Annotated in this window: 13 protein-coding genes; 10 read left to right on the forward strand and 3 right to left on the reverse strand. The window is 66.8% G+C overall.

Features of this window, described 5'->3' with window-relative positions:
• Window positions 1-43 precede the first annotated feature (43 nt).
• The 3 genes from metE to aceA all read right to left on the reverse strand — a co-directional run bounded on the left by metE (window position 44) and on the right by aceA (window position 4,813).
• Entirely contained in the window at window positions 44-2,347 is a 2,304-nt protein-coding gene (gene metE / locus MOM01_RS16770) for a 5-methyltetrahydropteroyltriglutamate--homocysteine S-methyltransferase (RefSeq protein ID WP_241386553.1), read from the reverse strand.
• 103 nt (window positions 2,348-2,450) lie between these two features.
• Window positions 2,451-3,347: a 3-hydroxybutyryl-CoA dehydrogenase gene (locus MOM01_RS16775; RefSeq protein ID WP_241386554.1), complete on the reverse strand. Its 897-nt coding sequence runs from the start codon at window positions 3,345-3,347 to the stop codon at window positions 2,451-2,453.
• 176 nt (window positions 3,348-3,523) lie between these two features.
• Complete coding sequence (aceA, locus tag MOM01_RS16780) at window positions 3,524-4,813, reverse strand: isocitrate lyase (protein ID WP_241386555.1); 1,290 nt, start codon at window positions 4,811-4,813, stop codon at window positions 3,524-3,526.
• 333 nt (window positions 4,814-5,146) lie between these two features.
• On the opposite strand from aceA, the gene MOM01_RS16785 reads away from it, so the two are divergent.
• From MOM01_RS16785 to MOM01_RS16830, 10 genes are all read left to right on the forward strand, one after another.
• Entirely contained in the window at window positions 5,147-6,448 is a 1,302-nt protein-coding gene (locus MOM01_RS16785; protein ID WP_241386556.1) for a globin domain-containing protein, read from the forward strand.
• Between the two features lie 53 nt (window positions 6,449-6,501).
• Entirely contained in the window at window positions 6,502-7,914 is a 1,413-nt protein-coding gene (ramB, locus tag MOM01_RS16790) for an acetate metabolism transcriptional regulator RamB (protein WP_241386557.1), read from the forward strand.
• 21 nt (window positions 7,915-7,935) lie between these two features.
• Window positions 7,936-8,337 carry a TIGR03618 family F420-dependent PPOX class oxidoreductase gene (locus tag MOM01_RS16795; protein WP_241386558.1) on the forward strand — a complete coding sequence of 134 codons (402 nt, stop codon included), beginning with the start codon at window positions 7,936-7,938 and terminating at the stop codon, window positions 8,335-8,337.
• 204 nt (window positions 8,338-8,541) lie between these two features.
• The gene (urtA, locus tag MOM01_RS16800) at window positions 8,542-9,816 is read left to right on the forward strand and encodes an urea ABC transporter substrate-binding protein (protein WP_241386559.1); all 1,275 of its coding nucleotides are present in this window, start codon (window positions 8,542-8,544) and stop codon (window positions 9,814-9,816) included.
• Window positions 9,817-9,849: 33 nt separating this feature from the next.
• The gene (gene urtB / locus MOM01_RS16805) at window positions 9,850-10,734 is read left to right on the forward strand and encodes an urea ABC transporter permease subunit UrtB (RefSeq protein ID WP_241386560.1); all 885 of its coding nucleotides are present in this window, start codon (window positions 9,850-9,852) and stop codon (window positions 10,732-10,734) included.
• The gene (gene urtC / locus MOM01_RS16810; protein ID WP_241386561.1) at window positions 10,734-11,903 is read left to right on the forward strand and encodes an urea ABC transporter permease subunit UrtC; all 1,170 of its coding nucleotides are present in this window, start codon (window positions 10,734-10,736) and stop codon (window positions 11,901-11,903) included. The genes urtB and urtC overlap by 1 nt, the downstream gene beginning before the upstream one ends.
• Window positions 11,900-12,682 carry an urea ABC transporter ATP-binding protein UrtD gene (gene urtD / locus MOM01_RS16815; protein ID WP_241386562.1) on the forward strand — a complete coding sequence of 261 codons (783 nt, stop codon included), beginning with the start codon at window positions 11,900-11,902 and terminating at the stop codon, window positions 12,680-12,682. Before urtC ends, urtD begins: the two co-directional genes overlap by 4 nt.
• On the forward strand, window positions 12,682-13,374 hold the full coding sequence (gene urtE / locus MOM01_RS16820; protein ID WP_241386597.1) for an urea ABC transporter ATP-binding subunit UrtE: 693 nt from the start codon (window positions 12,682-12,684) through the stop codon (window positions 13,372-13,374). The genes urtD and urtE overlap by 1 nt, the downstream gene beginning before the upstream one ends.
• The gene (locus MOM01_RS16825; RefSeq protein ID WP_241386563.1) at window positions 13,374-14,057 is read left to right on the forward strand and encodes a GntR family transcriptional regulator; all 684 of its coding nucleotides are present in this window, start codon (window positions 13,374-13,376) and stop codon (window positions 14,055-14,057) included. Before urtE ends, MOM01_RS16825 begins: the two co-directional genes overlap by 1 nt.
• Before the next feature lie 74 nt (window positions 14,058-14,131).
• Window positions 14,132-14,662, forward strand: a complete 531-nt coding sequence (locus MOM01_RS16830) for a carboxymuconolactone decarboxylase family protein (protein WP_241386564.1) — start codon at window positions 14,132-14,134, stop codon at window positions 14,660-14,662.
• Window positions 14,663-14,681 lie beyond the last annotated feature (19 nt).

Genomic DNA, 14,681 nt, shown 5'->3' on the forward strand with positions numbered 1-14,681 from the left:
GCACGCACCCCGGAGGGGTCTTCCGGGGTGCGTGCCGTCCGGTCTACTCGCTCTGCTCCACCGGCTCCTGAGCCGCCCTGCGCCGCAACCGGCGTGCAGCCGCGACGAGATTGCGCAACGAGGGTTCGAGCTGCCAGTGGTGACGGGTCTTCAGCCCGCCGTCGGGGTTGGCCCACAGACGGTCGAGTTCCACCGATTTCGCCGCTTCGGAGAGCAGCTCGTCGAGTTCGTCGATGTCCGGGATGCGAGCCGACCGAGACTCGTAGACGCCCGGACCGACGCCATGGGACAGTGCGCGGTCCTTGATCGCCTCGAGCACCCAGCGGATCGAACGGGTCGCCACGATCGCCGTGACGTCGGCGTCGAGTCGCTCGATCGCGTCGACGACCGAGGCCTGACCGGAATAGGTCAGATGGGTGTGGATCTGCGTCTCCGGCTTCGCACCACCGGTCGCGAGACGGAAGGCGTCGACCGCCCAGTCGAGGTACTCGGCGCGCCCGTCCTGCCGCAGCGGCAGCAGTTCACGGATGGCCGGTTCGTCGACCTGGATGATCGCGATGCCCGCCCGCTCGAGATCGGCGATCTCGTCGCGGATGGCGAGCGCGAGCTGATCCGCGGTCTCGTGCAGAGGCTGGTCCTGCCGCACGTACGAGCGCGCCAGCATCGTCACCGGGCCGGTGAGCATGCCCTTGACAGGCTTGTCGGTCAGCGACTGCGCGAACGCGATCCATTCCACCGTCATCGGCTTCGGACGCACGATGTCGCCGTAGAGGATCGGCGGACGTGTGCACCGCGAACCGTAGGCCTGCACCCAGCCGAAGTGCGTGGTGGCAAAGCCTTCCATGAGTTCGGCGAAGTACTGGACCATGTCGTTGCGTTCGTGCTCGCCGTGAACGAGGACATCCAGACCGATGTCCTCTTGCAGGCGGATGGTGGCTTCGATCTCCTCCTGGATCCGCTTGACGTACTCGTCGTACGACAGGCGCCCCTGTCCGAGATCGTGTCGCGCACCCCGGATCGCCGCCGTCTGAGGGAACGAACCGAGTGTCGTCGCCGGCACCGGCGGCAGATTCAGCCGCTTCTGCTGCGCGACACGACGTTCCTCGTAGGGTGCGCGCATCCGGTGGGCAGGCGTGACCGCATTGAGGCGGGCACGCACCGTGTGCTTCTGCTTGAAATGCACCGACACCGGCGGCTTACGCCAGCGTTCCTCGGCTCCGGTCGTGAGCGCCTTGGCGAGGGAGACCACCTCCCCCACCTTCTGCTTCGCGAACGCGAGACGATCGGCGACGTCGCCCGGGATGTCGTACTCGACGAGCAGGTCGTAGGGCACGTGCACCAACGAGCACGACGTCGACACGACCAGGTCGGGAGCAACCGCCGCAATCGACTTCAGGTATTCGAGCGTGCGATAGCGGTCGGCCTTCCAGACGTTGCGCCCGTCGACCACACCGGCGTAGATACGCTTGCGCTTGAGTCCGGGCACCGCGGCCAGTTCGTCCGCGCTGATACGCCCGTTGACCAGGTCCAGGCCGATCGCCTCGACCTTCGAAGCCGCCAGGATCGGCAGTGCCTCACCGAGATGACCGTACGGGCCGGTCACGAGCAGACGCGGCCGCAGCGGAGCGTGCGAGAGCACCTCGTAGGCCCGCGCGAGCGCTGCGAGTTCGTCCTCGCTGCGATCCTCGGTGAACGACGGCTCGTCGAGCTGCACGCAGGTCGCACCGGCACGCGCGAGCTGTTCGAAGAGCTTCTCGTATTCGGGAAGCAGCGCGTCGAGCAGGTCGAGCGTGCGGAAGTCCTCCTCGGAGGACGTCGGCGCCACCTTCGACAGCAACAGCAGCGAGACCGGGCCGATCACCACCGGCCGCAGCTCGACGCCCTCCGCCTTGGCCCGTTCGAACTCGTCGAGCACGGCTGCCGAGTTCAACTCGAAGACGGTGTTCTCGTCGAGCTCGGGCTGGCGGTAGTGGTAGTTGCTGCCGAACCAGCGCACCAGCTCGAGCGGCGGGAAATCCTCACGTCCACGGCAGAGTGTGAAGTACAGATCGAGCGGATCGAGCTCGTCGGCCAGCGGGCGGAACCGCTCGGGCAGCGCCCCGAACAACAGGGCGTTGTCCAGGACGTGGTCGTAGTAGGAGAACGTGTTGCCGGGTACCTGGGTCAGACCCGTGGCTGCGAGCTCGCGCCAGGTGTTCTCCTGGAGCTCGCGAGCGACCGCGACGAGTTCGTCCCGCGTGCCCTCACCGTGCCAGTAGGCCTCGAGGGCGAACTTGAGCTCGCGGCGGGGTCCGATGCGCGGGTACCCGAGGATGCTGGATCCGTATCCGTCGGCAGGAGTTGCCATGTCGGCGTCGACCTTTCCTCATGCACACCGCGCCCGTGCACCGGTGACCAGTGTGCGGACACTGTCTCCGGGCACGGGCGCCGTGTGCGGTGGTGCTACCTGGCTAGCCGGCCTTCTTGACCGTGCGGCCGTTGTCGGCGTACTCGTAGAAGCCGGCGCCCGACTTCTTGCCGACGAGTCCCGCCTCGACCATGCGCTGCAGCAGCGGCGGTGCCGAGTACAGGGGCTCCTTGAACTCCTCGTACATGGAGTCGGCGATCGACTTGACGGTGTCCAGACCGACGAGGTCGGTCAGGGCGAGCGGACCCATCGGGTGGGCGCAGCCCAGGACCATCGTCTTGTCGATGTCCTCCTTGGTGGCGAAGCCGGATTCGACCATGCGGATCGCCGAGAGCAGGTACGGCACCAGCAATGCGTTGGCGATGAAACCTGCGCGGTCGGAGGACCGCACGACCTGCTTGCCCAGTACGTCGGCGGCGAAGGCCTCGGCGCGCTTGGACACGGTGGGGCTGGTCTTCAGGGTGGTGACGAGCTCGACGAGCGGGAGCACCGGCACGGGGTTGAAGAAGTGCATGCCGATGACACGCTCGGGAGCACCGGTCGCGATGCCGAGCTTCATGATCGGGATGGACGAGGTGTTCGAGGCGAGCACCGCGTTGGGATCGGTGACGATCTTGTCGAGTTCGGCGAAGATCTCGCTCTTGACCTTCTCGTCCTCGACGACGGCCTCCACGACGAGCTGCCGATCGGCGAAGTCACCGAGATCGGAGGTGAAGCGCAGACGCCATGCGGCCTGCTCACGCTCGCGTTCGGTGATCTTGCCGCTGCTGACACCCCGGTCCAGCGACCGGAGGATGCGGGCGCGTCCGGCAGCCGCGAGTTCGCGGGTCTGCTCGAACACCAGTACGTCGACATGAGCGCGTGCGCACACCTCGGCGATACCTGCGCCCATGATGCCGGCGCCGATCACGCCGACGCGCTGAATCTTTTCGCTGGTCACGTCAGCTCCTTCTCGTTGTGGGGGTCGTGGCCGAGGGTCATCGGTGCACGGGAAACGCATCGAGGGGGTGCGCATCGGAGCATCGAACCGCTCCTGATGCGCACGCACCCCGCGGCGGGACATGGGGACCTGTGGATCCCGCCGCGGGGTGGTGGCCTCTTGGGTGGCGCTCGTTCCTAGTGGAACTGGCCTTCCTCGGTGGAGCCCTTCAGGGCAGCCGTGGAGGTGTTGGGATCGACGGTGGTGGCGATGCTGTCGAAGTAGCCGGCACCGACCTCACGCTGGTGCTTGATGGCGGTGAAGCCGCGCTCCTTGGCCGCCTTGAACTCGCGCTCCTGCAGGTCGACGAAGGCCGTCATGCCCTCGCGGGCGTAGCCGTGGGCCAGGTCGAACATGCCGTAGTTGAGCGAGTGGAAGCCGGCGAGGGTGATGAACTGGAACTTGAAGCCCATCGCGCCGAGCTCCTTCTGGAACTTCGCGATGGTCGCGTCGTCCAGGTGTGCCTTCCAGTTGAAGGACGGGGAGCAGTTGTAGGCGAGCAGCTGGTCCGGGAACTCGCTGCGAACGGCCTCGGCGAACTTCTTCGCAACCTCGAGGTCCGGCACGCCGGTCTCCATCCAGATGAGATCGGAGTACGGAGCGTATGCCTTCGCACGAGCGATGCAGGGCTCGATGCCGTTCTTGACGCCGAAGAAGCCCTCGGCCGTGCGGGTGCCGTCGAGGAACTCGCGGTCACGCTCGTCCACATCGGAGGTGATGAGGGTCGCGGCCTCGGCGTCGGTACGGGCGATGACGACCGTCGGGACGTCGGCGACGTCGGCCGCGAGGCGAGCCGAGGTCAGGGTGCGGATGTGCTGCTGCGTGGGGATGAGCACCTTGCCACCGAGGTGGCCGCACTTCTTCTCCGACGCGAGCTGGTCCTCCCAGTGCGAACCGGCGACACCGGCCGCGATCATGGCCTTCTGCAGCTCGTAGACGTTGAGGGCGCCACCGAAGCCGGCCTCACCGTCGGCGACGATCGGGGCAAGCCAGTTCTCGACCGAGGTGTCGCCCTCGACCTTGGCGATCTCGTCGGCGCGCAGCAGCGCGTTGTTGATGCGGCGCACGACCTGCGGGACCGAGTTGGCCGGGTACAGCGACTGGTCGGGGTAGGTGTGGCCCGAGAGGTTGGCATCGCCGGCGACCTGCCAGCCGGACAGGTAGATGGCCTTCAGGCCGGCGCGGACCTGCTGGACGGCCTGGTTACCCGTGAGGGCACCGAGCGAGTTGATGTAGTCCTCGTTGTTGACGAGATCCCACAGGATCTCCGAACCGCGGCGAGCGAGCGTGTGCTCTTCGACGACGCTGCCCTGCAGCTTGGCGACCTGCTCGGCGGTGTAGTTGCGGGTGACGCCCTTCCAGCGCGGATTGGTATCCCAATCCTTCTGGATCTCTTCTGCAGTCCTCGGGGTGCCGGTGGTCGACATCAAATCTCCACTCTCTAGATCTGCCCCGCTCGGGATGAAGCAGTACGCCTGTACTACTTCACATCCTTTGCGTGCCGTTCGGATGTACAAGAACGACAATGACACAGTCCAAAAACCGCGTCTACCTGTTGCTAATGCCAATCTCGGTTATTTTCGGAGCGACGATTGCGAAGGTTGCGAATAGATGGTCGGCCCAACTACCCGAATCGGACAGAGGTTTATTACCCGCGAGTAGGTACTACCTCGCGTTTTGCCCGCGTATCACCCCTCCTGCCCAGCGGCCGCAACGACCGGTGGAGGGATTGCTCCGGAAGGACGGTCGGACAGCCACATGTGACTGCCTTCACAGAGCCCGAGGAGGCGAGGCTATTCTCACCAGACCCAGGGGCCCCAGCCGTACCATGGCCCCCGGCCGAACCGCCCACCCCAACACGAGGAGTCGACATTCTCTCGAATACGTCGCGATCGATCGTCGAGGCGACCCTGCCGGCGGTCGGCGCCGAGATCAGCACGATCTCGCGCGTCTTCTACAACAGACTCTTCCGGGCCGTCCCGTCCCTGCGCGACACCTTCAACCGCGCCAACCAGTCCGACGGCGCGCAGCAGCGGGCGCTGGCCGGCTCGATCGCCTCGTTCGCCTCACTGCTCGCGACCGGCGAGCAGACGGACATCGGGCCGGTGATGGCGCGGATCGCCGCCAAGCACGCCTCCCTCGGGGTGCGCGCCGCGCACTACGAGATCGTGCGGATCCATCTGTTCGCCGCCATCGCCGAAGTCCTCGGCGATGCCGTCACACCACAGGTCGCCCTCGCATGGCACGAGGTCTACACGGTGATGTCGAAGTCACTGATCGACCAGGAGGCGAGGTTGTACCGGCAGGCAGGCGTGACCCCGGGGGACGTCTGGCGCCCGGTGATCGTCACCGAGCACGAATACGACGGCGCGCACGCGGCCACCCTCCACCTCCGTTCCCTCGACTACGAGCCCCTTCCGGGATTTCTTCCCGGTCAGTACATCTCGGTACGGATCGGCCTCCCCGACGGGTCGGAGCAGAGTCGCCAGTACACGGTGTTCCCCGGTCGCACGAGTGAAGAGTGGGCCATCACGGTCAAACGCGTACCGGGTGGACTCGTCTCCGGGCTGTTGTGCGACGACCTGCGGGCAGGCGATCACCTCGTCGTGTCGCTGCCCTTCGGCAGTTCCGTCGTGGACGACGGCAGCGAACCTCTACTGCTCGTCTCGGCAGGAGTGGGTGTCACGACGACCGTCGCCGCCCTGCGACATCTGCAGTCCCGCCGCGACGACCGGCGCGTCGAAGTGCTGCACGTGGACCGCACACCCTACGAGCAACCGCATCGGACGGAGCTCCGGGCGCTCGTCGACTCGCTGCCGAACGCGCGCCTGCACGTGCGCTGGACCGAATACGACGAACTCCGCAGCGACGGCCGGATCCTCCTGCCGGACATACCCGTTCCTCGCGATGCCCGAGCCTGCGTGTGCGGACCGATCCCGTTCGTCCACGCCGTCCGGGCCGAGCTCGTCGAGGCGGGGATCGCCCCCGAATCGGTCCGCCTCGAGGCACACGCCCCAGGGGTATGGTTCGGCCCCGACGATGCGCCGACCACGATCTATTAACACGCTGCGAAAGTCGCCTTGCGAAGGCTGCGAGGCGGCTCTACCCTGGGCGAATGGCCAAGACCTATGTGGGTGCCCGGCTGCGGCAGCTCCGCACCGAGCGAGGACTCAGCCAAGCGGCACTCGCCAAGACGCTCGAGATCTCCGCAAGCTACCTCAACCAGATCGAACACGACGTCCGGCCGTTGACCGTGCCCGTCCTGCTGCGCATCAGCGAGGTCTTCGGGGTGGACGCCACCTTCTTCTCCTCGCAGGACGACACGCGACTGATCGCCGAGATGCGGGAGGTCGCGCTCGACAAGGAGATGGGTATCGAAGCCGATGCCCAGGAGATCGCGGAGATGGTCGCCGCGCACCCCACGCTCGCCCGCGCGATGGTCAATCTGCATCGGCGCTTCCGCAACACCACCGCCCAGCTCGCCGTCGCCACCGAGGAGCGTTACAGCGACGGCAGCGGCAGCGGTGCGATCACCATGCCGCACGAGGAAGTGCGCGACTACTTCTACCAGCGTCAGAACTATCTGCACGATCTCGACACCGCGGCCGAGGAGCTCGCCAATCGCATCCGCTTCCACCGCGGAGACGTGGGCGGTGAGATCGCCCGCCGCCTGACCACCGTCCACGACGTCCAGATCATCAAACGCATCGATCTCGGCGAGAACATCCTGCACCGCTACGACCCCGAGACCCGTGTGCTCGAGGTCGCTCCGCAACTGTCGGGCGGCCAGCAGGTGTTCAAGCTCGCCCTCGAACTCGCATATCTGGAATGCGGCGACCTCATCGATCGCCTCGTCGCGGAAGGCTCCTTCACCAGCGACGCCTCACGTGCGCTGGCCCGCCTCGGGCTGGCCAACTACTGGGCGGCGGCATTGATCCTGCCGTACACGCAGTTCCACGAGATCGCGGAGGACTTCCGGTACGACATCGAGCGACTGTCGGCCTTCTACGGCGTCAGCTACGAGACGATCGCGCACCGGCTGTCGACCCTGCAACGTCCGAAACTGCGGGGTGTCCCGTTCTCGTTCGTGCGCGTCGACCGTGCCGGAAACATGTCGAAAAGGCAGTCCGCCACCGGATTCCACTTCTCCACGAGCGGCGGCACCTGTCCCCTGTGGAATGTCTACGAAACCTTCGCCTATCCCGGCAAGATCATGACGCAGATCGCGCAGATGCCGGACGGCCGACGGTATCTGTGGGTCGCACGCACCGTGGAGCGCCGGGCCGCACGCTACGGCCAGCCGTCGAAGACGTTCGCGATCGGCCTCGGCTGCGAACTGCGGCACGCGCATCGCCTCGTCTACGCCGACGGACTCGAACTCGACGAATCCAATCCCGGGACGCCCATCGGCTCGGGGTGCCGCGTGTGCGAGCGGATGAACTGTCCGCAGCGAGCCTTCCCGCCCCTCGGCAAGGAGATCGACATCAACGAGCACCGCAGTTCCGTCTCGCCCTATCTGGTGCGCTGAGCGCGTCGGTAGGCTCGTCGCATGGCACGCACCCCCGACGCGCTCGGCGCGAAGGCGCTCGAATTCCTGTCGGAATACCACCTCGCGACACTCACGACGCTCCGCAAGGACGGCACACCGCACGTGGTCGCCGTGGGGTTCACGTGGGACGAGGAGGCGCGACTCGCGCGCGTCATCACCTTCGAGGGCGCACAGAAGACCCTGAACGCCGAGCGCCGCGGTTACGCGGCGGTGAGCCAGGTCGACGGTGGGCGGTGGCTCACGCTCGAAGGTCCGGCACGCGTGACGCGCGAGCGCGCCGACGTCGCCGAAGGTGAGCGCCGGTACGCCGCACGCTACCGCGAACCGCGCCCGAACCCGCGCCGCGTGGTCATCGAGATCGCGGTCGAGTGCGTGATGGGCTCGGTCCTCGACCCGGCCTGAGCCCCGTTCACGATTCTCCCTTCGCATCACGGGCCCTGTGCGTGCCTTGTAACACGCGCGACATCTGTGTCACGAAACCGTGACCGGGCGATATTCCCGCGCAACAAGACCCTTCTACTGTGTGGCCTCACGGATACAGCGCTGTATACGCCTCCCGGATACACCCCGGTATCTCCGGCCACACCTTCGAAGGAAGGGCTCTTCATGTCTGTTGTCAGGTCCAGGCTCGCCACCCGCGTCATCGCGGCACCCACTGCTCTCGTCGCCGTCGGACTCGTTCTGACCGCATGCGGAAGCCGTGCGGGTGACGACAGCGGCACGGCCGCCTCCGGCTCGGCCTCGTGCGTCGATACCTCGGGCGACACCGTCAAGGTGGGTTCGCTCAACTCCTTGTCGGGCACGATGGCGATCTCCGAGGTCACCGTCCGCGATTCGATCGCGCTGGCCGTCGAGCAGATCAACGCGGACGGTGGAGTCCTCGGCAAGCAGATCCGGATCGTCTCCGAGGACGGGGCGTCCGAGCCGACCGTATTCGCCGAGAAGGCCGAGAAGCTCATCGGCTCCGACTGTGTCGCTGCAGTATTCGGTGGGTGGACGTCGTCGAGCCGTAAGGCGATGCTGCCCGTCTTCGAGGACCGCAACGCGCTGCTGTACTACCCCGTCCAGTACGAGGGGCTCGAATCGTCGTCGAACATCTTCTACACCGGCGCGACGACCAACCAGCAGATCGTGCCCGCCCTCGACTACCTGAAGGAACAGGGCGTCACGTCGCTCTACCTCGTCGGTAGCGACTACGTCTTCCCGCAGACCGCCAACCGTATCATCAAGGCCTATGCCGAGGCCAACGGCATCGAGATCAAGGGCGAGGACTACACCCCGCTCGGCTCCACCGACTTCTCGACGATCGTCAACAAGGTGCGCACCGCCGACGCCGACGCGGTGTTCAACACGCTCAACGGCGATTCCAACGTCGCCTTCTTCCGCGAGTACACCAACGCCGGCCTGAACGCGAAGGACATGCCGGTCGTCTCGGTGTCGATCGCAGAGGAGGAGGTGGGTGGCATCGGTGCGCAGAACATCGAGGGCCAGCTCACCGCGTGGAACTACTACCAGACCGTCGATTCGCCCGAGAACACCTCCTTCGTCGAGGCGTACAAGGCGAAGTACGGCGCGAACAAGCCGACCTCCGATCCCATGGAAGCCGCCTACACGTCGGTCTTCCTGTGGAAGAACACGGTCGAGAAGGCCGGATCGTTCGAGGTCGACGACGTGATCGCGGCTGCCGACGGAGTGTCCTTCGAAGCACCCGAGGGCACCGTGACGATCGACGGCGACAACCACCACATCACCAAGACCGCCCGAATCGGTGAAATCCGCGGCGACGGCTTGATCTACACCGTGTGGGAGTCCGAGGGCGCGATCGAGCCCGACCCCTATCTCGAGTCCTACGACTGGGCCGCGGGCCTGTCCGGTAACTGACGCCCGACCGCCGAGTCGACGAGGGGAGACGACATGGATGTCCTTGTAGGACAGTTGTTCACAGGTTTGAGTATCGGATCGATCCTGTTGCTGGCGGCGTTGGGGCTGTCGCTGACGTTCGGCCAGATGGGCGTGATCAACATGGCCCACGGCGAATTCATCATGGCCGGCAGTTACACCGCCTTCGTCGTGCAGCAGGTGATCTCCTCGGCCGGGGTGTCCCTGTTCGTCTCCCTGCTCGTCGGCTTCCTGGTGGGTGGCGTGATGGGGGTGCTACTCGAGGTCACCCTCATCCGCCGGATGTACCACCGCCCGCTCGACACCCTGCTCGTGACCTTCGGTGTGGGCCTGCTGCTGCAGCAGGCCGCCCGTGACGTCTTCGGTGCGCCGGCGGTCAACGTCGTCGCTCCGTCCTGGCTGTCGGGCGGGGTGGAGATCTTCGGGGCCGTGGTCCCGAAGACCCGCCTGTTCATCCTCGCGCTCGCGGTGATCTGCGTGGTCGCCTTGATCGCGGCGATGAAGTACACCCCCATGGGCCGGCGCATCCGTGCCGTCGTGCAGAACCGGGACCTCGCCGAGACGGTGGGAATCTCCTCGCGCCGCACCGACATCACGACCTTCTTCCTCGGTTCGGGTCTGGCCGGTCTCGCCGGTGTGGCCCTGACGCTGATCGGCTCGACCAGCCCGACGATCGGACAGTCGTACCTGATCGACGCCTTCCTCGTCGTCGTCATCGGTGGTCTCGGCCGCATCGAGGGCGCGGTGCTCGCGGCCGTCGCACTGGGACTGCTCAATTCGTTCATCGAATACTCCACCACCGCGTCGATCGCGAAGGTGATCGTGTTCGTGCTCATCGTGATCTTCCTGCAGGTCCGCCCGCAGGGCCTGTTCGCCGTCAAGACGAGGAGCCTGGTCTGATGTCCGTGACACTGTCGGCCCGCACCTTCACACAAGCCGGACCCGCCCGTATCATCACCCGCCCCGGACCCGCCCGTACCGCAGCAGGATTCGCGCTCGCCGCGCTGATCCTGTTCGGACTGGCGCCCGCGGTCCTGTCCGATTTCCGGCTCAGCCTGCTCGGCAAATTCCTGTGCTTCGCGATCGTCGCGGTCGGTATCGGCCTGGCCTGGGGCCGCGGCGGCATGCTCACGCTCGGCCAGGGTGTCTTCTTCGGCCTGGGCGCCTACATCATGGCGATGCACCTGAAGATCGCCGACGCCCAATTCCGCGGTGACACCGTCCCGGACTTCATGCAGATCGCCGGTATCCGCGAACTGCCCGCCTACTGGGTCCCGTTCTCCTCCCCCGCCGTCACGCTGCTGGCGATCCTGATCGTGCCGGCTCTGATCGCCGCACTGCTCGGCTTCGGCGTGTTCGCCCGGCGCGTCAAGGGCGCCTACTTCGCGATCCTGTCCCAGGCCCTGGCGGCTGCCTTCGCGATCCTGCTCGTCGGCCAGCAGTCCACGGGAGGCTCGAACGGCCTCAACCGATTCCGTACCTTCTTCGGATACGACCTCTCCGATCCGGTGAACAAGCGGATGCTGTTCTTCATCGTCGCGGCGATCCTGCTGCTCGTCGTCGCCGCGACCCGCCAGCTCATGCAGTCCCGTTACGGCGAACTACTCGTCGCCGTGCGCGACCAGGAAGAACGCGTCCGTTTCCTCGGCTACGATCCCGCCCTGATCAAGGTCGTGGCCTACACCGTCGCCGCCTTCTTCGCCGGCATCGCCGGGGCGATGTTCGTGCCCATCGTCGGCATCATCTCCCCCGCCGACGTCGGCATCGTCCCGTCCATCGCCTTCCTCATCGGCGTGGCCATCGGCGGACGCAACACCCTGCTCGGCCCGGTCCTCGGAGCCATCGGCGTCGCCTGGGCACAGACCGCCCTGTCGGAGAACTTCCCCTCCGCCTGGACCTACGCCCAGGGCCTGTTGTTCATCGTCGTCGTCGGCTTCTTCCCCGCAGGACTGGCCGGTGTCGTCGCCCTGCTCCGCCGGCGCCGCCGCACCACCCCGCCTGATCCGGCACCCGAACCCGAACCCGCTTCCGATCCCGCCGACCTTCCCGCGATGGAGCGCGCCCGATGAGCACACCCGTCTACGGCGGCAACGCCGGTATGAGCAGCGACTACCTCGAGATCCGTGACCTGCGTGTCACCTTCGACGGCTTCACCGCCGTCGACGGCGTGGACCTGACACTTCTCCAAGGCGACCTGCGGTTCCTCATCGGACCCAACGGCGCCGGGAAGACCACCCTCGTCGACGCCGTGACCGGGCTGGTCCCCGCCACCGGTTCGGTCACCAAATCCGGTGTCGAACTGCTCGGCAAGAAGACCCACAAGATCGCCCGGCTCGGCGTCGGCCGCACCTTCCAGACCGCCTCGGTGTTCGAGGAACTGTCGGTCCTGCAGAATCTCGACATCGCCGCCGGCGCCGGCCGGTCCCCCTGGCAGTTGCTGCGCCGACGCAAGGACGTACTGCCCGAGATCGAGGAAGCCCTCGAGACGATCGGATTGACCGCCCACCGCGACACCCCCGCCGGCATCCTCGCCCACGGACAGAAGCAGTGGCTCGAGATCGGCATGCTGCTCGTCCAGAACGCCGACGTGCTGCTCCTCGACGAACCGGTCGCCGGCATGAGCCACGACGAACGCGAGGAGACCGGACAACTGCTGCGCCGCATCGGTGCACAGCGCACGGTGGCCGTGGTCGAACACGACATGGACTTCATGCGTGCCTTCGCCACCTCCGTCACCGTCCTCGCCCGCGGCAAGGTCATCGCCGACGGCACCGTCGAAGAGGTCCAGAACGACCCCCAGGTCCAGCAGGTCTACCTCGGGACCGCGACCGCTTCCCAGGAGGCATGATGCTCGAACTCGCCGACGTGAGAGCCGGTTACGGCCGTACCGAGATCCTCCACGGCGTCTCGCTCACCGTTCCCTCCTCCGCCACCGTCGCGGTGATGGGCCACAACGGCGCCGGTAAGACCACCCTGCTCCGCGCCGCCGTCGGTCTGCTCCCCGTCACCCGCGGGAAGATCCTCTTCGACGGGGAGGACATCACCTCGCTGCGACCGTCCGCCCGGGTCGCCCGCGGACTCGCCTACGTCCCCCAGGGGCAGCAATCCTTCGGTCAGCTCACCTGCCGCGAGAACCTGCAGGTCGTCGCGGACACCCGCCGCAACGGCCGCGCACTCGTCGCCGACATGCTCGACCTGTTCCCCGCCCTCGTCCCGCTCCTCGACCGGCGCGCCGGCCTGCTCTCCGGCGGTCAGCGACAGCAGCTCGCCATCGCCCGGGCACTGATCACCGAGCCGCGCATGCTCATCCTCGACGAACCCACCGAAGGCATCCAGCCCTCGGTGGTCGCGGAGATCGAGAACACGATCGTCGAACTCGGCCGCACGGGCGAACTCGGCGTGCTCCTCGTCGAACAGCACATCGGCTTCGCGCTCGACAACGCCCTGCACTACTACGTCCTCGAATCCGGGCGCGTCACCTCCACCGGGGACGGCGGTGTCGAGGCCGCCGCCACCGTCCGCGCGGCGATGGCGATCTGATGGCCGACACCCGCCGCGAACGGGTCTACAAGGCTCTGCGTTCGCATCTCATGTCCGGCACGTCGTCTCCCGACGAACGGCTCAGCGAGGAACGGCTCGCAGAACAGTACGGGGTGTCGCGCACACCGGTGCGAGAAGCACTCGCCCGGTTGGTGTCCGACGGGCTCGTCGAGCGCCGCGAACACGGGCTCTATCCCTACCGGCCCCGCTTCGACGACCTCGCCGATCTCTACGAACTGCGCACCACCCTGGAGTTGCGGGGGATCCGCCGAGCGCTCGACGACGAGTCGGTGCGGCACGATCCCGACATCCTCGGGCCCGAACTCGACCGGTGGTACGAGATCCGCGACTCCCCGCCCGAACCCGATGCCGGCTTCGTCACCCTCGACGAGCGCTACCACCTCACACTGCTCGAATCTGCCGGCAATCGGGCTCTGCGTGACGCCCTCGCCGCGGTGAACGCCAAGGTGCGGCCCGTGCGGATGTTCGACTATCTGACACCCGATCGGATCGTCGCGACGGTCGACGAGCACGTCGCCGTCGCCGAACTGGTGCTCGACGGCAAACTCGACGACGCTCACGACCTGCTGCTCGGCCACATCGACACGTCCCGGGCCGTGGTCGTGCGCCGCGCCGAGGAAGCGCGCGCGTTCGCCCGCCTGGCCCGCGCCGTACGCGACTGACCGTAGGGGTGAGGGACCGGCCCTCGGATCCGATTCTCGTGACCGTTCCGAGTCCTTCGTGCACACTGGCGTTCATGACACCCCGCATCCCGCCCGGACGTTTCAAGGAACTCGGCCCGATCAACTGGGTGACATGGCGGGCCCTGTCCGCCGCCGCCGGGACGCCGGACGCCCACCTGTTCAGCACTCTCGGCCGTACCGGCCGGTTGTTCCGCGGATGGCTGCACTATTCCGGCATGCTCATGCCGTTCGGCCGCCTCGGCCGTTTCGACTCGGAGATGGTGATCCTGCGCGTCGCACACCTGCGCGAGTGCGGCTACGAGTTCGACCACCACACCCGCCTCGGCCGTCGGGCGGGAATCACGGACGAGATCCGCGATCGCATCGTCGCCGGGCCCGAGGCACCGAACTGGCAGCCACGGCATCGCGCCCTTCTCGCCGCCGTCGACGAACTCGTGACGACGAAGGCTCTCTCCGACGAGCGTTGGTCGTCGCTCGCCCAGTTCTACGACGACCGCATGCTCATCGAATTCTGTTTGCTGGTCACCCAGTACGACGGCCTGGCGACCACCATCGGCGCCCTGCGGGTGGAACGCGATTTCTGAGGTAACCCGCCCGCCGGAA

This window comes from Rhodococcus sp. CH91 (genome assembly GCF_022554085.1).
Classification (GTDB): Bacteria; Actinomycetota; Actinomycetes; order Mycobacteriales; family Mycobacteriaceae; genus Rhodococcus.